The organism is Pseudocitrobacter sp. CD920760 (assembly GCF_057782505.1).
On sequence record NZ_CM173490.1, the window covers coordinates 1,831,839 to 1,852,463 of the forward strand.

Here is a 20,625-nt window from a genome sequence, read left to right on the forward strand (position 1 = left end):
GTTTTTTTTCGGACTTTCTGCGCATTCCTCATAGTGATAATCTTGATTGCTTTGTTAACTTATTGATATTTAGATAAATTATATATAATCAACGGATGATTCACATGAAGAATGCTAAACTTCTGCTGGCGCTGGCTGTTTCCGCCACGCTACTCAGCGGCTGTCAAAATACCCACGGTATCGACACCAACATGGCGATCAGTTCAGGAATGTCAGCTTACAAAGCGGCAACCCTGAATGACGCAGATGCCAAAGCCATCGCCAATCAGGGCTGCCAGGAACTGGACAGCCAGAATCAAATGGCAGGCGCATCCAGCAAATACAGCAAACGCCTGGCGAAAATCGCCAAAGCGCTGGGCAATAACATCAATGGTACGCCGGTCAACTATAAGGTTTACATGACCAGCGATGTGAACGCATGGGCGATGGCTAACGGCTGTGTGCGCGTGTATAGCGGCCTGATGGACATGATGAACGACAACGAAATCGAAGGCGTTCTCGGTCATGAACTGGGCCACGTAGCGCTCGGTCACTCCCTGGCTGAAATGAAAGCATCTTATGCGATCGTTGCCGCACGTGATGCTATCTCTGCAACCAGCGGCGTGGCAGCTCAGCTATCTCGTTCTCAGCTTGGCGATATTGCGGAAGGCGCCATTAATGCGAAATACTCGCGTGATAAAGAGTCTGAAGCCGATGACTTCTCTTACGATCTGCTGAAAAAACGCGGTATCAGCACCCAGGGCCTGGTCGGCAGCTTCGACAAACTGGCAAGCCTGGACTCCGGGCACACCAAATCGATGTTTGATTCCCATCCGCCTTCAACCGAACGTGCGCAGCATATCCGCGAACGTATCGCCTCTGACAAAAAGTAAAACATTGTCATCTTTCGGGCTGGCCCTGTGCCAGCCCGCTATAATTAGTGTTCACTATTCCTACCATTTTTGGCGTTAATTCCGTAATTCGCAGACAAAGGTAACTGTCAGGCGTAGACATGCGTATAATGCGCGCGTTTAGGTTCTATACGCCTTGTGTTGAAGGAGATAAAGATGACGGCAGTTGCCCCGGTAATCACAATTGATGGACCAAGCGGTGCGGGTAAAGGCACCCTGTGTAAAGCGATGGCTGAGGCTTTACAGTGGCATTTATTGGACTCGGGAGCCATCTATCGTGTTCTGGCGCTGGCCGCGCTACATCACCACGTTGATGTGACGTCGGAAGATGCGCTGGTTCCGCTGGCCGCTCACCTGGATGTGCGTTTTGTCTCTACGGAAGGCAACCTGGAAGTGATTCTGGAAGGGGAAGACGTTAGTGGTGAAATCCGCACCCAGGAAGTGGCGAATGCCGCTTCACAAGTGGCGGCTTTTCCTCGCGTTCGCGAAGCGCTTCTGCGCCGTCAGCGCGCGTTTCGTGAAGCGCCGGGCTTAATCGCTGATGGCCGCGATATGGGCACGGTGGTATTCCCTGATGCGCCAGTAAAAATTTTCCTCGACGCCTCATCGGAAGAGCGTGCGAATCGCCGCATGCTACAGTTGCAGGAAAAGGGCTTTAGTGTTAACTTTGAACGCCTTTTGGCCGAGATACAGGAACGAGACGACCGCGATCGCAACCGCGCCGTGGCACCGCTGGTTCCGGCTGCTGATGCTTTAGTGTTGGATTCCACCACCTTAAGCATTGAGCAAGTGATTGAAAAAGCGCTACAATACGCGCGCCAAAAGTTGGCTCTCGCCTAATACGCGACCGAATTTGCAGTACCCCCGTTGCAATGGATTGACAGCGGGTATGTTAAACAACCCCACCCGGCACGGAGCCAGGTGGACGTTAAATATGAAACCTGAAGATTAAACATGACTGAATCTTTTGCTCAACTTTTTGAAGAATCCTTAAAAACAATCGAAACCCGCCCGGGTTCCATCGTTCGTGGCGTTGTTGTCTCTATCGACAAAGACGTTGTTCTGGTTGATGCGGGCCTGAAATCTGAATCTGCTATCCCAGCAGAGCAGTTCAAAAACGCAGCCGGCGAACTGGAAATCCAGGTTGGTGACGAAGTTGATGTTGCCCTGGATGCAGTAGAAGACGGCTTCGGTGAAACCCTGCTGTCCCGTGAAAAAGCTAAACGTCATGAAGCTTGGATCACGCTGGAAAAAGCTTACGAAGACGCTGAAACTGTTGTTGGTGTTATCAACGGTAAAGTTAAAGGTGGCTTCACTGTTGAGCTGAACGGTATTCGTGCGTTCCTGCCAGGTTCACTGGTAGACGTTCGTCCGGTTCGCGATACTCTGCACCTGGAAGGCAAAGAGCTTGAGTTCAAAGTAATCAAGCTTGACCAGAAACGTAACAACGTTGTTGTTTCCCGTCGTGCTGTTATCGAATCCGAAAACAGTGCAGAACGCGATCAGCTGCTTGAAAACCTGCAAGAAGGCATGGAAGTTAAAGGTATCGTTAAGAACCTCACTGACTACGGTGCATTCGTTGATCTGGGTGGCGTTGACGGCCTGCTGCACATCACCGACATGGCATGGAAACGCGTTAAGCATCCGAGCGAAATCGTAAACGTTGGCGACGAAATCACTGTTAAAGTGCTGAAATTCGACCGCGAACGTACCCGTGTATCCCTTGGCCTGAAACAGCTGGGCGAAGATCCGTGGGTAGCTATCGCTAAACGTTATCCGGAAGGTACCAAACTGACCGGTCGCGTAACCAACCTGACCGACTACGGCTGCTTCGTTGAAATCGAAGAAGGCGTTGAAGGCCTGGTTCACGTTTCCGAAATGGATTGGACCAACAAAAACATCCACCCGTCCAAAGTTGTTAACGTTGGCGACGTAGTGGAAGTTATGGTTCTGGATATCGACGAAGAACGTCGTCGTATCTCCCTGGGCCTGAAACAGTGCAAAAACAACCCATGGCAGCAGTTCGCGGAAACCCACAACAAGGGTGACCGTGTTGAAGGTAAAATCAAGTCTATCACTGACTTCGGTATCTTCATCGGCCTGGACGGCGGCATCGATGGCCTGGTTCACCTGTCTGACATCTCCTGGAACGTTGCAGGCGAAGAAGCAGTACGTGAATACAAAAAAGGCGACGAAATCGCTGCAGTTGTACTGCAGGTTGACGCAGAACGTGAACGTATCTCCCTGGGCGTTAAACAGCTCGCAGAAGATCCGTTCAACAACTGGGTTGCTCTGAACAAGAAAGGCGCTATCGTAAACGGTAAAGTGACTGCAGTTGACGCTAAAGGCGCAACCGTAGAACTGGCTGACGGCGTTGAAGGTTACCTGCGTGCTTCTGAAGCATCCCGTGACCGCGTTGAAGATGCAACTCTGGTTCTGAGCGTTGGCGACGACGTTGAAGCTAAATTCACCGGTGTTGACCGCAAAAACCGTGCAATCAGCCTGTCTGTACGTGCTAAAGACGAAGCTGACGAGAAAGATGCAATCGCGACTGTTAACAACAAACAGGAAGACGGCAACTTCTCCAACGCAATGGCTGAAGCATTCAAAGCAGCTAAAGGCGAGTAATTCTCTTACTCTTCGGTCTGATTATCAGCCGAAGAATCATGAGATTACTTGACAGATTACGGTTTTCGTTCTGTAATCAAGCACAAAGGGCGGCTACGGCCGCCCTTGTTTAAGCTGTTAGCTAATTTTCCTTGAAAGGAAACCGGAGGAATTATGACCAAGTCAGAATTGATTGAAAGACTTGCCAGCCAGCAATCTCACATCCCTGCAAAAGCAGTGGAAGATGCGGTAAAAGAGATGCTGGAGCATATGGCCTCAACCCTCGCACAGGGTGAGCGCATTGAAATCCGCGGTTTCGGCAGCTTCTCCCTGCACTATCGAGCACCACGTACCGGGCGTAACCCGAAGACTGGCGATAAAGTGGAACTTGAAGGCAAATATGTGCCGCACTTTAAGCCGGGTAAAGAACTGCGCGATCGCGCCAACATTTACGATTGAGTTTGTGCCGTGCGTTAACGGCTTAACTTGATTGCGAAAAAAGCACCTGCGGGTGCTTTTTTCATTTCTTGCGTTCCAGCATCTCAGTCACTCCCCACACTTTCTGAATCCTCCTCGCATAACGTTTTCCCGTTTGCTGCAACTGTAAAATTGTCTGGAAGACGCCTCGACGCTTCTCCTTTTGCCCCGAGACAGCCAAAAACGTATGCGCGACACTCGGCACAACAAGGAGGTGTTGATGCGTGTACCACTGTTTGCCTGCTGTGTGATGCTGGGCGTAATCCCTCTGCTTTGGCTGCCTGCGCTTCCTCCTTTGCCGGTCATTGAAGCGGCAATTGTTGTTCTTAGCCTGTTAGCATTGATATGCCCGAAACCGGGTGTGCGCATGCTGTGTATTGTGGGGTTACTTTTTTGCTGGGGCGTGCTGGCCGGCTGGCAGGTGCAACTGCCCGCGCTGCGTATTCCCGGAAAAAATCAGACCGTCGAGATAGTGCTTAGCCAGACTGACGGACAAACCACGCATCAGGGGAACATTATCCGTTTCAACGGGCAGCGGCTTTTCCCGACACCGGTCATTACGCTGTATGGCAACTACCTGCCACAGCCGCCCTGTGCAGGCCAGCGCTGGGCGATGACGATTCGCGCTCGTGCCGTGCACGGCCAGCTCAACGACGGCGGGTTTGATTCTCAACGCTACGCGCTGGCACAGCATCAGCCGCTCACCGGGCGGTTAATTAATGCTACGCCGCTGGATGCAGCATGCAGCCTGCGAGCGCAGTTTCTGGCATCGTTACGGGCTTCTCTTGCAGGCTACCGATGGCGCGATGTGCTGCTGGCGTTAGGGCTTGGCGAACGTCTCAGCGTTGATCCGGAAATAAAACGGCTGATGCAGCAAACCGGAACGTCGCATCTGATGGCGATTTCCGGGTTACATATTGCGCTGGGCGCATCGCTGGGCTGGATGATTATTCGCACGTTACAGTTTTTCCTGCCGTGCCGCTTTATTAACTGGCGTCTCCCGCTGGTTGGGGCATTAGTCTGCAGTTTCCTTTACGCCTGGCTCACCGGGTTACAACCCCCCGCAGTACGCACGGTAGTGGCAGGAGGGATCTGGACGCTGCTGCGGCTTTCGGGTCGTCGATGGCGAGGCTGGGATGTCTGGCTGTGCTGCCTCGCGGCTATTATATTCATTGATCCGTTGGCGGTGTTATCCGACAGCCTTTGGCTTTCTGCCTTCGCGGTAGCTACGCTGATTTTCTGGTATCAGTGGGTGCCCCCGCCGCGCTGGAAAGGGCGTGCGCCGTTGCGTTTCCTGAAGGAAATGCTCTACCTGCAATTGGGATTGATGCTTTTGCTGACGCCCATGCAAGTGTTGCTGTTTCATGGTGTCAGCACCACTTCGCTGGTGGCGAATTTGCTGGCGGTACCGGTGGTGACGTTTGTGGTCGTGCCGTTGGTACTTCTGGGATTGTTACTTCACCTGAGCGGGCCAATGGCACTTGAGACGGTGGTCTGGTTTTGCGCTGACACGGTTACGGGGTGGGTGTTTACGTATCTGCGTAGCTTGCCAGATGGCTGGCTAAGCGTGGATTCGCGTTGGGCGTGGGCGACGCTCATTCCGTGGATGCTGATCATCGTCTGGCGTCTTCACGGCTGGCGTACTTATCCTGCGCTCTATCTGTCTGGCGTAGCACTGTTAACTTTTCCCCTATGGCGTTCGACGCCGGACGATCGTTGGCAGGTTACCATGCTGGACGTGGGGCAGGGGCTTTCCATTGTGATTTCGCGACATGATAAGGCGATTGTTTATGATACCGGGCTGGCGTGGCCTGGAGGCGATAGCGGAACGCAACTGATTATTCCCTGGCTGCGCTGGCGTAATCTGACCCCGGAGGGGATTATCCTGAGCCATGAGCATCTGGACCATCGAGGCGGTTTTGATAGTCTGCATAACGCCTGGCCGAAAAGCTGGGTACGAAGCCCTTTAGGTTGGAAAGGGCATCAGGGATGTTTTCGTGGGGACGCCTGGCAATGGCAGGGATTATCTTTTCGGGTGCTCTGGCCGATATCAGCAAACAGACAAACCGGTAATAATGGTTCCTGTGTTATTCGTGTCGATGATGGTAAAAACAGCGTTTTGCTGACTGGCGACATCGAGTTATCGGCGGAAATGGCCATGCAAAGCCATTACTGGCAGTATCTTAGGTCTACAATTATTCAGGTGCCGCATCATGGCAGTAATACCTCGTCAGGCATCGCATTATTACAGCAGGTTAACGGGCAAGCCGCGTTGGCTTCCGCATCCCGCTATAACGCGTGGCGTCTGCCTTCGGCGAAAGTGAAGACGCGCTATCAACAGCATAATTATGCATGGTTCGACACCCCGCATCAGGGGCAGATTACGGTCACTTTTTTCACCAATAAGTGGAAAATAGAAGGCTTACGCGATCAACTTTTACCTCGTTGGTATCATCAGTGGTTTGGCGAGGGGCAGGATAACGGGTAGAATATGCGGCTATTTCAACATAAGCTGGTTTTTTGAATGCAGAACGACAAAGATCTCTCCACGTGGCAGACCTTCCGCCGACTCTGGCCGACTATTGCGCCATTTAAAGCAGGGCTGATTGTGGCTGCGGTTGCGTTAATCTTCAACGCAGCCAGCGATACCTTTATGCTATCGCTCCTCAAACCATTACTGGATGATGGTTTTGGTAAAACGGACAGGTCAGTGCTGTTATGGATGCCATTGGTGGTAATTGGTCTGATGATCCTCAGGGGCATCACCAGTTATATCTCCAGTTATTGCATCTCCTGGGTTTCCGGCAAGGTCGTTATGACCGTGCGCCGCCGCTTATTCAGTCACATGATGGGGATGCCCGTCTCCTTCTTTGATAAGCAATCCACCGGCACGCTGCTTTCTCGTATTACATACGACTCCGAGCAGGTGGCATCGTCTTCTTCCAGCGCATTGATTACCGTCGTGCGTGAAGGGGCATCGATCATCGGTCTGTTCATCATGATGTTCTACTACAGCTGGCAGCTGTCGCTGATCCTCATCGTGCTGGCGCCGATTGTGTCGATTGCTATCCGTGTGGTTTCTAAGCGCTTCCGTAACATCAGTAAAAATATGCAAAACACGATGGGGCAGGTGACCACCAGTGCAGAGCAAATGCTGAAAGGGCACAAAGAGGTGCTGATTTTCGGTGGTCAGCAGGTTGAGACCAAACGCTTTGATAAAGTCAGCAATAAGATGCGTCTGCAGGGCATGAAAATGGTTTCTGCGTCTTCTATTTCTGACCCGATCATTCAGCTGATTGCTTCTCTGGCGTTGGCCTTTGTCCTGTATGCTGCAAGCTTCCCAAGCGTCATGGAAACCCTGACTGCCGGTACTATCACCGTGGTCTTCTCATCCATGATTGCCCTGATGCGCCCGCTGAAATCGCTGACTAACGTCAACGCGCAGTTCCAGCGCGGGATGGCTGCCTGCCAGACGCTGTTTGCTATCCTCGATAGCGAGCAGGAAAAAGACGAAGGTACACGCGTGGTTGAACGTGCAAAAGGCGACCTTGAGTTCCGTAATGTCACCTTTACCTATCCTGGCCGTGAAACGCCTGCGCTGCGCGATATCAACCTGTCGATTCCGGAAGGCAAAACGGTGGCGCTGGTAGGGCGTTCGGGCTCAGGTAAATCAACCATTGCGAGCCTGATCACCCGCTTCTACGATATCGACAAGGGCGAAATTCTGCTCGATGGGCATGACCTGCGTGAGTACACCCTGGCGTCACTGCGTAATCAGGTTGCGCTGGTATCGCAAAACGTTCACCTGTTCAACGATACCGTTGCCAATAACATCGCTTATGCGCGTACCGAAGAGTTCAGCCGCGAGCAGATCGAAAAAGCCGCGGAAATGGCCTACGCCATGGACTTCATCAATAAGATGGATCAAGGTCTGGATACGGTTATCGGTGAAAACGGCGTGCTGCTTTCCGGCGGTCAGCGTCAGCGTATTGCCATTGCCCGTGCGCTGCTGCGCGACAGCCCAATCCTGATTCTTGACGAAGCGACCTCTGCGCTGGATACGGAATCAGAACGTGCGATTCAGTCGGCTCTTGATGAGCTGCAGAAAAACCGTACCTCACTGGTGATTGCGCACCGTCTGTCCACTATCGAACAGGCTGACGAAATTGTGGTGGTGGAAGATGGTCGTATCGTTGAACGCGGTAGCCATGCGGATCTACTGGCCCATCGCGGCGTTTACGCACAACTGCACAAGATGCAATTTGGCGAATGATAGCGCGCATCTGGTCGGGCGAATCACCGCTCTGGTTATTGCTGTTACCGCTCTCCTGGCTTTACGGCCTGGTGAGCGGGCTTATCCGACTGAGCTATAAGCTGGGCCTTAAAAAGGCCTGGCGCGCACCGGTGCCGGTGGTCGTCGTGGGTAACCTGACGGCGGGCGGTAACGGGAAAACGCCGGTGGTGATTTGGCTGGTCGAACAGCTCCAGCAGCAAGGCATTCGCGTTGGCGTGGTGTCTCGTGGTTATGGCGGTAAAGCGGAGACGTATCCGCTGCTGCTGGACCCGGAAACCACCACCGCCCAGGCCGGTGATGAACCGGTGCTTATTTTCCAGCGCACGGGCGCGCCGGTAGCGGTATCGCCTGTCCGTTCGGATGCAGTCAACGCGCTGCTTAACGCATACCCTATGCAACTAATCATCACCGACGACGGCCTGCAACACTATCGACTGGCGCGGGATAAAGAAATTGTCGTTGTTGATGGCGTTCGCCGTTTTGGTAATGGCTGGTGGCTGCCCGCCGGGCCGATGCGCGAACGCGCGTCGCGTCTCAAATCGGTTGATGCGATCATTACCAACGGCGGTACGGCGCTGGCGGGGGAAATTCCGATGCGTCTACAGCCTGGTCTGGCGGTAAACCTGCTGACCGGCGAACGTCGGGCGCTTACCGAATTGCACGATGTGGTGGCGATGGCCGGTATCGGTCATCCTCCTCGTTTCTTTGCCACGCTTGAAAACAGCGGCCTGCACCCGGTCAAAACCGTTGCACTGGCCGATCATCAGGCGCTGACGCTTGCGGATGTCGAGGCGCTAACTGCGCCGGGGCAAACGCTCATCATGACCGAAAAGGATGCGGTGAAATGCCGCGCGTTTGCTAAGTCCAACTGGTGGTATCTGCCGGTTGATGCCGAACTGAGCGGCGAGCGGGCGCAACGTTTACTTCAGGAACTGGTCGCTCTGGCGCAACAATAGCCGAAACGGTAAAGCGCGCGGGCGGAATACGGGGATGTGACATGTCAGAGTTGCACTTGACCCTCAGCGCCGCGCGTCATCTCCATCTTGCTGCGCAGGGGTTACTCAAACGCCCACGGCGTCAGGCGAAACCGGTGGATGTTCTTGCCACTATTCAACGCATGTCGCTGCTGCAAATCGACACCATTAACGTTGTCGCCCGCAGCCCCTATCTTGTTCTTTTCAGTCGCCTGGGCGCTTATCCGCAAAGCTGGCTGGATGACGCGCTGCTTCGTGGCGAATTGATGGAGTACTGGGCGCACGAAGCCTGTTTTCTGCCACGCTCGGATTTCCCGCTGGTTCGTCACAAAATGCTCTCGCCGCAGAATATGGGCTGGAAATACCATCCGGAGTGGATGGCTGAGCATACTGACGAGATTGACGCGCTTATCGCGCATATTGCTGAAAATGGCCCGGTGCGTTCTGCGGATTTTGTCCACCCGCGAAAAGGCGCAAGCGGCTGGTGGGAATGGAAACCGCATAAACGTCATCTGGAAGGGTTGTTTACCGCAGGCAAGGTGATGGTGGTGGAGCGACGCAACTTTCAGCGCGTCTACGACCTCACGCATCGCGTGATGCCAGGCTGGCAGGATGAACTGCACGCACTCTCTCAGGAAGACGCAGAAGCGCTAATGCTGGAAAACAGCGCGCGCAGCCTGGGAATATTTCGCCCGCAGTGGCTGGCAGATTACTATCGCCTGCGTCAGCCGAATCTTCCCGCGCTACTCAAACGCTGGCACGATGCGCAGCAGGTGGTGCCCGTACAGGTTGAGCAACTGGGCGAGATGTGGGTGCACACCGACCTGCTGCCCCAACTTGCGCTGGCGGCGGAGGGCAAACTGAACGCCACGCACAGCGCCGTGCTTTCTCCCTTCGACCCTGTTGTCTGGGATCGCAAACGCGCGGAACAATTTTTTGATTTTACCTATCGGCTGGAATGCTACACCCCGGCACTCAAGCGTCAGTATGGCTATTTTGTATTGCCGCTGTTGCATCAGGGTAAGCTGGTGGGGCGCATCGACAGTAAAATGCACAGAAAAGAGGGCGTCCTGGAAATTTTTGCGCTTTATCTGGAGGAGGGGACTCGCGTGAGCGCCTCGCTGGAAAAAGGCTTGAAACAGGCGCTGGATGATTTTGCCCGTTGGCAAGGCGCTAACCGGATCCGCCTGCAACGGCTGCCGGAAAAGCTCTTTTTGCATCAGCGGGATGGCTGGGAAATTGACGTTGCCTGAGATGGCACTATGATATGCTGCATCGAGGCCTACCCGGTGCATCAGGAGGAACCATGGATCACCGTTTATTAGAAATTATCGCCTGCCCGGTTTGTAACGGCAAACTCTACTACAGCCAGGATAAGCAGGAACTGATTTGCAAGATTGATAACCTGGCGTTCCCGTTCCGCGATGGGATCCCGGTTCTGTTAGAACATGAAGCGCGCCCGCTGGCGGCAGAAGAGAGCAGACCATGAGTTTTGTCGTTATTATTCCGGCGCGATTCGCTTCCACGCGCCTGCCGGGTAAACCGCTACAGGATATCAACGGCAAGCCGATGATTGTTCATGTGCTGGAACGCGCGCGTGAATCAGGTGCGGATCGCATCATCGTCGCGACCGACCATGCCGACGTGGCGAAAGCTGTAGAAGCGGCGGGTGGCGAAGTGTGCATGACCCGTGCCGATCATCAGTCCGGTACCGAGCGTCTGGCTGAAGTAGTCGAGAAATGCGGCTTCAGCGATGACACCATCGTGGTGAACGTGCAGGGCGATGAACCGATGATCCCGGCGGTCATTATTCGCCAGGTGGCGGAAAACCTCGCGGCCAGCAAAGCCGGAATGGCCACGCTTGCAGTGCCTATCGACAATGCGGAAGAAGCGTTTAACCCGAATGCGGTAAAAGTGGTGATGGATAAAGAGGGTTATGCGCTCTATTTCTCCCGCGCCACCATTCCGTGGGATCGCGACCGCTTTGCCAAAAGCCGTGAGACGGTGGGAGATTCCCTGCTGCGCCACATTGGTATTTACGGCTATCGCGCCGGATTCATTCGCCGCTACGTTGGCTGGGCACCGAGCCCGCTTGAGCAGATTGAAATGCTCGAGCAGCTGCGCGTGCTGTGGTACGGCGAAAAAATTCACGTTGCCGTTGCCGAGGAAGTGCCAGGTACGGGCGTCGATACGCCAGAAGATCTGGAACGCGTTCGCGCCGAAATGAAGTAATCCTCTCGCCCCTGCATCCGTGGGGGCCGTTTACCGCTGCGTATTCTGCTGTTTTCTGTAACAGTTTTGATCTTATTCGGTGACATCTGCCTTGCATATGCTCATTATAAAAGCAGTAGCTTTTATGGGGGCAACCTGAAATGGAACAACTGCGCGCCGAACTAAGCCACCTTCTGGGGGAAAAACTCAGTCGGGTGGAATGTATCAATGAGAAGGCTGATACCGCGCTGTGGTCACTGTATGACGCCCACGGCAATCCGCTACCTTTACTCGCCCGAAGCTTCACTACGCCCGGCCTTGCCCGTCAGCTGGCATGGAAAATCTCGATGCTTGCCCGCAGCGGCACGGTGCGAATACCTGTCGTTTACGGCGTCATGACCCACGAAGAACATCCCGGCCCGGATGTCCTGCTGCTGGAACGCCTGCGCGGCGTACCGGTCGAAGCACCTGCGCGTACTCCGGAACGCTGGGAACAGCTTAAAGACCAGATTGTTGAAGGCTTGCTGGCCTGGCATCGTCAGGATAGCGGCGGATTGGTCGGGTTTGTCGACAGCACTCAGGAAAACCTGTGGCCGCACTGGTATCGCCAGCGTGTCGAAGTGCTGTGGGGAACGCTCAATCTTTATCAAAATACCGGCTTAACGATGCAGGATAAGCGTATTCTGTTTCGTACCCGCGAGTGCTTGCCCGCGCTGTTCGAGGGTTTTAACGACAACTGCGTGCTGATTCACGGTAACTTTACGCTACGCAGCATGTTGAAAGATGCGCGTAGTGACCAGCTGCTGGCGATGGTGGGGCCAGGGGCCATGCTGTGGGCGCCACGGGAGTTTGAACTGTTTCGCCTGACCGAAAGCGGCCATGCGGAAGGCCTGCTGTGGCGCTATCTTCAGCGTGCGCCGGTGGCGGAATCGTTCCTCTGGCGACGCTGGCTATACCTGCTGTGGGATGAAGTCGCCCGGCTGGTGAATACCGGGCGTTTTAACCGCGAGAATTTTGATCTGGCAGCAAAATCACTCTTGCCCTGGATCTCCTGAAATGCCTTTCAGCCACTGCCAGACTCGCCCGAGCGTCTCATAGCCAACGCGATCGCTGTGCATCAGCCAGACCGGGGACGGGATCGCTTTCTCCCACGGGTTCAGCGGCGATTCGATCGCCAACTGGTTGGCGGGGGCTGGCAGCGGATTCAGCCCTGCATGCTGGAAGAAGATCATCGCGCGCGGCAGATGCGACGCAGAGGTTACCAGCAGGAACGGTGCATCGCCGATCGCTGCTTTCACTGCGGCGGCTTCTTCCTCGGTATCTTTCGGTGTGTCGAGGACGATAATCTCGCTTCGCGGAACGCCGAGGCTTTTCGCCACCCGCGCGCCGGCTTCACCGGTGCTGACCGGGTTGGTCAACGCGCGTGCGCCGGTAAAGATCATTTTTGATCCCGGATTCGCCTGCCACAGTCGAATCCCTTCATTCAGGCGCGGCAGGCTGTTGTTAATGAGATTTGAGCTGGGCGCCCACGCCGGATTCCAGGTGTATCCGCCGCCCAGAACCACGATATATTCAGCGTGTTGCTCGCCGCGCCAGGTGGGATATTTACCCTCAATAGGTTTCAGTAACCCATCGGCAACAGGCTGTAGGCTTAACAGCAGGATCAGGAGCCAGCCAAGGGTGATCGCCGTTTTGCCCGTCTTCTGAAAACGCGTAAACCAAACCAGGAATAATCCTAGCCCCGTCAGTAAAAGCAGCAGCGGCAGCGGCAACATCATCCCGCCAATATACTTTTTCAGCATAAAAAGCATCTGAATGGGTCCTTTTTTAACCATCTAAGTGGATCAACGCAGGGATATTACACCAGATAGCTTCATTATCGCCGCGGGTGTGACAAAATAGCCGCCTTGTTGTTGGCGAGTGAGGTCGTCCTGTGCAGGATCGCAATTTTGATGACATCGCGGAAAAATTTTCGCGCAATATCTATGGCACAACGAAAGGGCAGTTGCGTCAGGCCATTTTGTGGCAGGATCTCGACCGGCTGCTGGAAACCTTTGACTCTCGCCCACTGCGCGTCCTGGACGCCGGTGGCGGAGAAGGGCAGACGGCGATTAAAATGGCCGAGCGCGGCCACGAGGTGATTCTGTGCGATCTTTCCGCAGAAATGATCGCCCGCGCAAAACAGGCTGCCAGCGACAAAGGTGTGAGCGACAACATGCATTTTATACAATGCGCGGTCCAGGATGTGGCTCACCATTTGGAAACCCCGGTTGATCTGATATTGTTTCATGCTGTGCTGGAGTGGGTGGCGGAACCGAAAGACGCGCTGAATGCGTTATGGTCCGTCCTGCGTCCGGGCGGCGCATTATCGTTAATGTTCTACAATGCAAACGGCTTGTTGATGCATAACATGGTGGCCGGTAATTTTGACTATGTCATGATCGGTATGCCGAAAAAGAAAAAGCGGACGTTATCGCCGAACTATCCGCGCGATCCGCAACAGGTCTATGGCTGGCTGGAAGAGGCTGGCTGGCAGGTCACCGGGAAAACCGGCGTGCGAGTGTTTCATGACTATCTGCGCGAAAAACATCGGCAGCATGACTGCTATGAGATGTTACTGGAATTAGAGACGCGCTATTGCCGTCAGGAGCCTTACATTAGCCTGGGGCGCTATATTCATGTCACCGCGCTGAAGCCGCAGAAGCAAGGATAAACTATGAGTGAATTTTCCCAGACAGTCCCCGAACTGGTTGCCTGGGCCAGAAAAAATGATTTTGCCATCTCGCTTCCGGTCGACAGGCTCTCATTTTTACTGGCTGTTGCAACGCTGAACGGCGAGCGACTGGAGGGTGAAATGACGGAAGGCGAGCTGGTGGACGCGTTTCGTCATGTGAGTGATGCGTTTGAGCAAACCAGTGAAACCATCAGTACGCGTGCCAACAACGCGATTAACGATTTGGTTCGCCAACGTCTGCTGAACCGCTTTACCAGCGAAGTGACCGAAGGCAATTCTATTTATCGCCTGACGCCGCTTGGGATCGGTATTACCGATTACTATATCCGCCAGCGCGAATTCTCGACCCTGCGCCTCTCAATGCAGCTGTCGATCGTGGCCGGCGAACTGAAACGCGCCGCCGATGCGGCAGCGGAAGGTGGCGATGAATTCCACTGGCACCGTAATGTCTATGCGCCGCTGAAATACTCGGTGGCCGAGATTTTCGACAGCATCGACCTGACGCAGCGCATTATGGATGAGCAGCAGCAGTCGGTAAAAGATGATATCGCCCAGTTGCTGAATAAAGACTGGCGTGCGGCGATCTCCAGCTGCGAAATGCTGCTGTCTGAAACGTCTGGCACACTGCGTGAATTACAGGATACCCTGGACGCGGCAGGCGATAAGCTACAGGCTAACCTGTTGCGTATTCAGGATGCGACGCTCAGCCTTGATAATCTGCACTTTGTCGACCACCTGGTGTTCGATTTGCAGAATAAACTCGACCGCATCGTGAGCTGGGGCCAGCAGGCGATTGACCTGTGGATTGGCTACGATCGTCACGTGCATAAATTTATCCGTACCGCCATCGATATGGATAAAAACCGCGTCTTTGCCCAGCGTTTACGTCAGTCGGTACAGAATTACTTCGATGCGCCATGGGCGCTCACCTACGCCAGCGCCGATCGTCTGCTGGATATGCGTGACGAAGAGATGACGCTGCGCGATGAAGAGGTGATGGGTGAACTTCCGCCTGATTTAGAGTACGAAGAGTTTAACGAAATCCGTGAACAGCTGGCGGCGCTGATTGAAGAGCAGCTCGCTATCTATAAAACCAAAGCGCTCCCGCTGGATCTGGGGCTGGTGGTAAAAGAGTATCTGCTCCAGTACCCGCGCGCACGACACTTCGACGTGGCGCGTATTGTAGTCGATCAGGCGGTTCGTTTAGGTTTTGCACAAGCAGATTTCACCGGGTTGCCAGCAAAATGGCAGCCAATTAATGATTACGGAGCCAAGGTACAGGCGCATGTCATCGACAAATATTGAACAAGTGATGCCAGTTAAACTGGCGCAGGCCCTGGCCAATCCTATTTTTCCGGCGCTGGATAGCGCGTTGCGTGCGGGTCGGCATATCGGTCTGGATGAGCTGGATAATCACGCCTTTTTGATGGATTTCCAGGAATATCTGGAAGAGTTTTACGCGCGTTATAACGTTGAGCTGATTCGTGCGCCGGAAGGGTTTTTCTACCTGCGCCCGCGTTCCACCACGCTGATTCCGCGCTCGGTATTGTCCGAGCTGGATATGATGGTCGGAAAGATCCTCTGCTACCTCTATCTGAGCCCGGAGCGCCTGGCAAACGAGGGGATTTTCACCCAGCAGGAGCTCTACGACGAGCTACTGGCGCTGGCGGATGAAGCCAAGCTGCTGAAGCTGGTGAACAACCGTTCTACCGGTTCTGATCTTGACCGTCAGAAGCTACAGGAAAAAGTCCGTTCATCCCTGAACCGTCTGCGCCGTCTGGGTATGGTGTGGTTCATGGGCCATGACAGCAGTAAATTCCGCATCACCGAATCCGTGTTCCGCTTCGGCGCTGACGTGCGTTCGGGCGACGATGCGCGTGAAGCGCAACTGCGTATGATCCGCGACGGCGAAGCGATGGCGATTGAAAACCATCTGCAACTCAATGATGAGAATGAAGACAATCAGCCGGATAGCGGGGAGGAAGAGTAATGATCGATCGCGGTAAATTTCGTTCGCTAACGCTGATTAACTGGAACGGGTTCTTTGCCCGTACCTTTGACCTTGATGAATTAGTCACCACCCTGTCGGGCGGTAACGGGGCAGGGAAATCCACCACCATGGCGGCCTTCGTCACGGCGCTGATCCCTGATTTAACCCTGCTGCACTTCCGTAACACCACCGAAGCGGGCGCGACCAGCGGCTCGCGCGATAAAGGTCTGCACGGTAAGCTGAAAGCGGGTGTCTGTTACTCGGTGCTGGACGTCATGAACTCGCGCCATCAGCGCGTGGTCGTGGGTGTACGTTTGCAACAGGTCGCCGGGCGCGACCGTAAAGTTGACATCAAACCGTTCGCCATTCAGGGGCTGCCAACCTCTATGCAGCCGACGTCGTTGCTTACCGAAACGCTCAACGAGCGTCAGGCGCGCGTACTGACCCTGCAAGAGCTGAAAGACAAGCTCGAAGCTATTGAAGGCGTGCAGTTCAAGCAGTTTAACTCAATCACCGATTACCACTCGCTGATGTTCGATCTGGGCATCGTGGCGCGTCGTCTGCGTTCTGCGTCTGACCGTAGCAAGTTCTATCGCCTGATTGAAGCCTCGCTGTACGGCGGGATCTCCAGCGCCATCACCCGTTCTCTGCGTGACTACCTGCTGCCAGAAAACAGCGGCGTGCGCAAAGCATTCCAGGACATGGAAGCCGCGCTGCGCGAAAACCGCATGACGCTGGAAGCGATTCGCGTCACTCAGTCAGACCGCGACCTGTTCAAGCATTTGATTTCCGAAGCGACAGATTATGTGGCGGCGGACTACATGCGTCACGCCAACGAACGTCGTATCCACCTCGATAAAGCGCTGGAGTATCGTCGCGAACTGTTTACCTCTCGTCAGCAGCTGGCAGCGGAGCAGTACAAGCACGTCGATATGGCCCGTGAGCTGCAGGAGCATAACGGCGCGGAAGGCGATCTTGAAGCCGATCACCAGGCTGCAAGCGATCACCTGAATCTGGTGCAGACCGCGTTGCGTCAGCAGGAAAAAATTGAGCGCTACGAAGCGGATCTGGAAGAGTTACAGGTCCGCCTTGAAGAGCAGAACGAAGTGGTTGCCGAGGCGGCAGAGCAGCAGGAAGAGAACGAAGCCCGCGCCGAAGCCGCTGAACTGGAAGTGGATGAGCTGAAAAGCCAGCTCGCCGACTACCAGCAGGCGCTGGACGTACAGCAAACTCGCGCCATTCAGTACAACCAGGCGCAACAGGCTCTGGCCCGCGCGAAAGAGCTGTGCCATCTGCCCGATCTGACGCCTGACAGCGCCGATGAATGGCTGGAAACGTTCCAGGCCAAAGAGCAGGAAGCCACTGAAAAACTGCTTTCCCTCGAACAGAAGATGAGCGTGGCGCAAACCGCCCACAGCCAGTTCGAGCAGGCCTATCAGATTGTGGTTGCCATTAACGGCCCGGTCGCCCGCGATGAAGCGTGGAACGTGGCGCGTGAATTACTGCGTGACGGCGTCAATCAGCGTCATCTCGCCGAGCAGGCGCAGTCTCTGCGTGGCCGACTGAACGAGCTGGAACAGCGTCTGCGTGAGCAGCAGGAAGCCGAACGTTTACTGGCGGAATTCTGCAAACGTCAGGGCAAACACTACGATATTGAAGACCTGGAAACGCTGCATCAGGAACTGGAAGCACGTATCTCCGCGCTCTCCGACAGCGTTTCAAGCGCCAGCGAACAGCGTATGTCGCTGCGCCAGGAACTGGAAACGCTGCAATCGCGCATCTCTGCGCTGATGCACCGCGCGCCAGTATGGCTGGCAGCGCAGAACAGCCTGAACCAGCTGTGCGAACAGAGTGGCGAACAGTTTGAGTCCAGCTCGGATGTCACTGAATATCTACAACAGTTGCTTGAGCGCGAGCGTGAAGCGATTGTTGAGCGTGATGAAGTTGGCGCGCGTAAACGTGAAATCGATGAAGAGATTGAACGTTTAAGCCAGCCGGGCGGCTCGGAAGATCAGCGCCTTAACGCGCTGGCCGAGCGTTTTGGCGGCGTGCTGCTGTCTGAAATTTATGACGATGTCAGCCTGGATGATGCGCCGTACTTCTCTGCGTTGTATGGCCCATCTCGTCACGCGATCGTGGTCCCGGATCTTTCGCAGATCGCTGAACAGCTGGAAGGTCTGGAAGATTGCCCGGAAGATCTCTATCTGATCGAGGGTGACCCGCAGTCGTTCGATGACAGCGTCTTCAGCGTCGATGAGCTGGAAAAAGCGGTGGTGGTGAAAATCGCCGATCGCCAGTGGCGTTATTCTCGCTTCCCAAGCCTGCCGCTGTTTGGCCGCGCGGCGCGCGAAAACCGCATCGAGACCCTGCACGCCGAGCGCGAAGTGCTCTCCGAGCGTTTTGCCACGCTCTCCTTTGACGTGCAGAAAACCCAGCGTCTGCATCAGGCGTTCAGCCGCTTTATCGGCAGCCATCTGTCGGTGGCGTTTGACGATGACCCGGAAGCCGAGATTCGCAAACTGAATACCCGTCGCGGTGAGCTGGAACGTGCGTTGAATACGCACGAAAGCGACAACCAGCAGCAGCGTACCCAGTTTGAACAGGCGAAAGAGGGCGTAGCCCAGCTCAACCGCCTGCTGCCGCGTCTGAGTCTGCTGGCCGATGAAACGCTGGCAGACCGCGTCGATGAAATTCAGGAACGTCTGGATGAAGCGCAGGAAGCCGCGCGCTTTATTCAGCAGCACGGTAACCAACTGGCGAAACTGGAGCCGGTGGTGTCGGTTCTGCAAAGTGACCCGGAACAGTTTGAACAGCTGAAAGAAGATTATGCCTGGTCGCAGCAGGTGCAGCGCGAAGCCCGTCAGCAGGCGTTTGCCCTGACGGAAGTGGTGCAGCGTCGTGCACACTTCAGCTACTCTGATTCTGCTGAGATGCTCAGCGGCAACAGCGATCTCAATGAAAAACTGCGTCAGCGTCTGGAGCAGGCAGAAGGTGAACGTACGCGTGCCCGTGAAGCGATGCGTACCCATGCCGCGCAGCTGAGTCAGTACAGCCAGGTCCTGGCGTCGCTGAAAAGTTCTTACGACACCAAGAAAGAGCTGCTTAACGATCTCTACAAAGAGTTGCAGGATATTGGTGTACGCGCCGACAGCGGGGCGGAAGAACGTGCGCGTATTCGCCGCGATGAACTGCACGCGCAGTTAAGCAACAACCGCGCGCGTCGTAATCAGCTGGAAAAAGCGCTGACCTTCTGCGAAGCAGAAATGGATAACCTGACCCGTAAGCTGCGTAAGCTGGAACGTGATTACCTGGAAATGCGCGAGCAGGTGGTGAGCGCGAAAGCCGGCTGGTGCGCGGTGATGCGTCTGGTGAAAGACAATGGCGTAGAACGTCGTCTGCACCGCCGCGAGCTGGCGTATCTTTCTGCCGATGACCTGCGTTCGATGTCGGATAAAGCGTTGGGTGCGCTGCGTCTGGCGGTGGCTGACAACGAACACCTGCGCGATGTGCTGCGCATGTCGGAAGATCCGAAACGTCCGGAACGTAAAATTCAGTTCTTCGTGGCGGTGTACCAGCATCTGCGCGAACGTATCCGTCAGGATATTATTCGTACCGATGATCCGGTCGAAGCTATCGAACAGATGGAAATCGAACTGAGTCGTCTGACCGAAGAGCTGACCGGGCGTGAACAGAAACTGGCGATTAGCTCCCGCAGCGTGGCGAACATTATTCGCAAAACCATTCAACGCGAACAGAACCGTATTCGCCAGTTGAACCAGGGGCTGCAAAGCGTGTCGTTTGGTCAGGTTAACAGCGTGCGTCTGAACGTTAACGTTCGTGAAACGCACTCGACGCTGCTGAATGTGCTTTCCGAGCAGCATGAACAGCATCAGGATCTGTTTAACAGCAACCGTCTGACCTTCTCAGAAGCGCTGGCGAAGCTCTATTCCCGCCTCAATCCGCAAATCGATATGGGGCAGCGCACGCCGCAAACCATCGGTGAAGAACTGCTGGATTATCGTAGCTATCTGGAGATGGAAGTCGAAGTTAACCGTGGTTCCGATGGCTGGCTGCGTGCGGAATCCGGCGCGCTCTCTACCGGTGAAGCGATCGGTACCGGGATGTCGATTCTGGTGATGGTGGTACAGAGCTGGGAAGATGAAGCGCGTCGTCTGCGCGGAAAAGACCTCTCGCCGTGCCGTCTGCTGTTCCTCGATGAAGCGGCCCGTCTGGATGCCCGTTCCATCGCCACGCTGTTCGAGCTGTGCGAGCGTCTGGAGATGCAGCTGATTATCGCCGCGCCAGAAAATATCAGCCCGGAAAAAGGCACCACCTATAAACTGGTGCGTAAAGTGGTTGGTACCCATGAGCACGTTCACGTGGTCGGTCTGCGCGGTTTTGCCGCACAGCTGCCAGAGACGCTGCCGGGAACGGCCGACGCTTCATGA

General features: G+C 54.9%; 15 protein-coding genes and 1 pseudogene. 15 read left to right on the forward strand and 1 reads right to left on the reverse strand.

Annotated elements, in window-relative coordinates; all coding sequences use genetic code 11:
* Positions 1-104: 104 nt before the first annotated feature.
* The 11 genes from loiP to AC1MKH_RS08385 all read left to right on the forward strand — a co-directional run bounded on the left by loiP (position 105) and on the right by AC1MKH_RS08385 (position 12,508).
* Positions 105-872, forward strand: coding sequence for a metalloprotease LoiP (gene loiP / locus AC1MKH_RS08335; RefSeq protein ID WP_276217974.1), 768 nt, complete (start codon positions 105-107; stop codon positions 870-872).
* A gap of 174 nt (positions 873-1,046) precedes the next feature.
* The gene (gene cmk, locus AC1MKH_RS08340; RefSeq protein ID WP_015965096.1) at positions 1,047-1,730 is read left to right on the forward strand and encodes a (d)CMP kinase; all 684 of its coding nucleotides are present in this window, start codon (positions 1,047-1,049) and stop codon (positions 1,728-1,730) included.
* A 114-nt stretch (positions 1,731-1,844) separates the two neighbouring features.
* Positions 1,845-3,518, forward strand: coding sequence for a 30S ribosomal protein S1 (gene rpsA / locus AC1MKH_RS08345; RefSeq protein ID WP_276217972.1), 1,674 nt, complete (start codon positions 1,845-1,847; stop codon positions 3,516-3,518).
* 153 nt (positions 3,519-3,671) lie between these two features.
* Positions 3,672-3,956 carry an integration host factor subunit beta gene (gene ihfB / locus AC1MKH_RS08350; RefSeq protein ID WP_015965094.1) on the forward strand — a complete coding sequence of 95 codons (285 nt, stop codon included), beginning with the start codon at positions 3,672-3,674 and terminating at the stop codon, positions 3,954-3,956.
* A 238-nt stretch (positions 3,957-4,194) separates the two neighbouring features.
* Positions 4,195-6,462, forward strand: a complete 2,268-nt coding sequence (locus tag AC1MKH_RS08355) for a ComEC family protein (RefSeq protein ID WP_276217969.1) — start codon at positions 4,195-4,197, stop codon at positions 6,460-6,462.
* A 36-nt stretch (positions 6,463-6,498) separates the two neighbouring features.
* Positions 6,499-8,247, forward strand: coding sequence for a lipid A ABC transporter ATP-binding protein/permease MsbA (msbA, locus tag AC1MKH_RS08360; protein WP_276217967.1), 1,749 nt, complete (start codon positions 6,499-6,501; stop codon positions 8,245-8,247).
* Positions 8,244-9,224, forward strand: coding sequence for a tetraacyldisaccharide 4'-kinase (gene lpxK, locus AC1MKH_RS08365; protein WP_276217965.1), 981 nt, complete (start codon positions 8,244-8,246; stop codon positions 9,222-9,224). The genes msbA and lpxK overlap by 4 nt, the downstream gene beginning before the upstream one ends.
* A gap of 41 nt (positions 9,225-9,265) precedes the next feature.
* A complete protein-coding gene (locus AC1MKH_RS08370) occupies positions 9,266-10,495 on the forward strand; it encodes a winged helix-turn-helix domain-containing protein (protein ID WP_276217963.1) in 1,230 nt (409 codons plus the stop codon).
* Between the two features lie 53 nt (positions 10,496-10,548).
* The gene (gene ycaR, locus AC1MKH_RS08375) at positions 10,549-10,731 is read left to right on the forward strand and encodes a protein YcaR (protein WP_015965089.1); all 183 of its coding nucleotides are present in this window, start codon (positions 10,549-10,551) and stop codon (positions 10,729-10,731) included.
* Positions 10,728-11,474 carry a 3-deoxy-manno-octulosonate cytidylyltransferase gene (kdsB, locus tag AC1MKH_RS08380; protein WP_113857358.1) on the forward strand — a complete coding sequence of 249 codons (747 nt, stop codon included), beginning with the start codon at positions 10,728-10,730 and terminating at the stop codon, positions 11,472-11,474. The genes ycaR and kdsB overlap by 4 nt, the downstream gene beginning before the upstream one ends.
* Before the next feature lie 140 nt (positions 11,475-11,614).
* Positions 11,615-12,508: a YcbJ family phosphotransferase gene (locus tag AC1MKH_RS08385; protein WP_276217959.1), complete on the forward strand. Its 894-nt coding sequence runs from the start codon at positions 11,615-11,617 to the stop codon at positions 12,506-12,508.
* On the opposite strand, the gene elyC is transcribed toward AC1MKH_RS08385, so the two are convergent.
* Positions 12,485-13,264, reverse strand: a complete 780-nt coding sequence (gene elyC, locus AC1MKH_RS08390) for an envelope biogenesis factor ElyC (RefSeq protein WP_276217956.1) — start codon at positions 13,262-13,264, stop codon at positions 12,485-12,487. The genes AC1MKH_RS08385 and elyC overlap by 24 nt on opposite strands.
* Positions 13,265-13,386: 122 nt before the next feature.
* Between elyC and cmoM the strand changes: the two are divergent.
* From cmoM to mukB, 4 genes and pseudogenes are all read left to right on the forward strand, one after another.
* Positions 13,387-14,173: pseudogene (cmoM, locus tag AC1MKH_RS08395) on the forward strand (tRNA uridine 5-oxyacetic acid(34) methyltransferase CmoM).
* Entirely contained in the window at positions 14,170-15,492 is a 1,323-nt protein-coding gene (gene mukF / locus AC1MKH_RS08400) for a chromosome partition protein MukF (protein WP_276217953.1), read from the forward strand. The pseudogene cmoM and the gene mukF overlap by 4 nt, the downstream one beginning before the upstream one ends.
* The gene (gene mukE, locus AC1MKH_RS08405; RefSeq protein WP_015965083.1) at positions 15,473-16,177 is read left to right on the forward strand and encodes a chromosome partition protein MukE; all 705 of its coding nucleotides are present in this window, start codon (positions 15,473-15,475) and stop codon (positions 16,175-16,177) included. The genes mukF and mukE overlap by 20 nt, the downstream gene beginning before the upstream one ends.
* Complete coding sequence (mukB, locus tag AC1MKH_RS08410; RefSeq protein WP_276217950.1) at positions 16,177-20,625, forward strand: chromosome partition protein MukB; 4,449 nt, start codon at positions 16,177-16,179, stop codon at positions 20,623-20,625. The genes mukE and mukB overlap by 1 nt, the downstream gene beginning before the upstream one ends.

Bases quoted from the DNA above. Each gene is read 5' to 3' on its own strand.
- loiP (WP_276217974.1), top strand. From the start codon at position 105: ATGAAGAATGCTAAACTTCTGCTGGCGCTGGCTGTTTCCGCCACGCTA.
- cmk (WP_015965096.1), top strand. From the start codon at position 1,047: ATGACGGCAGTTGCCCCGGTAATCACAATTGATGGACCAAGCGGTGCG.
- rpsA (WP_276217972.1), top strand. From the start codon at position 1,845: ATGACTGAATCTTTTGCTCAACTTTTTGAAGAATCCTTAAAAACAATC.
- ihfB (WP_015965094.1), top strand. From the start codon at position 3,672: ATGACCAAGTCAGAATTGATTGAAAGACTTGCCAGCCAGCAATCTCAC.
- AC1MKH_RS08355 (WP_276217969.1), top strand. From the start codon at position 4,195: ATGCGTGTACCACTGTTTGCCTGCTGTGTGATGCTGGGCGTAATCCCT.
- msbA (WP_276217967.1), top strand. From the start codon at position 6,499: ATGCAGAACGACAAAGATCTCTCCACGTGGCAGACCTTCCGCCGACTC.
- lpxK (WP_276217965.1), top strand. From the start codon at position 8,244: ATGATAGCGCGCATCTGGTCGGGCGAATCACCGCTCTGGTTATTGCTG.
- AC1MKH_RS08370 (WP_276217963.1), top strand. From the start codon at position 9,266: ATGTCAGAGTTGCACTTGACCCTCAGCGCCGCGCGTCATCTCCATCTT.
- ycaR (WP_015965089.1), top strand. From the start codon at position 10,549: ATGGATCACCGTTTATTAGAAATTATCGCCTGCCCGGTTTGTAACGGC.
- kdsB (WP_113857358.1), top strand. From the start codon at position 10,728: ATGAGTTTTGTCGTTATTATTCCGGCGCGATTCGCTTCCACGCGCCTG.
- AC1MKH_RS08385 (WP_276217959.1), top strand. From the start codon at position 11,615: ATGGAACAACTGCGCGCCGAACTAAGCCACCTTCTGGGGGAAAAACTC.
- elyC (WP_276217956.1), bottom strand. From the start codon at position 13,264: ATGCTTTTTATGCTGAAAAAGTATATTGGCGGGATGATGTTGCCGCTG.
- mukF (WP_276217953.1), top strand. From the start codon at position 14,170: ATGAGTGAATTTTCCCAGACAGTCCCCGAACTGGTTGCCTGGGCCAGA.
- mukE (WP_015965083.1), top strand. From the start codon at position 15,473: ATGTCATCGACAAATATTGAACAAGTGATGCCAGTTAAACTGGCGCAG.
- mukB (WP_276217950.1), top strand. From the start codon at position 16,177: ATGATCGATCGCGGTAAATTTCGTTCGCTAACGCTGATTAACTGGAAC.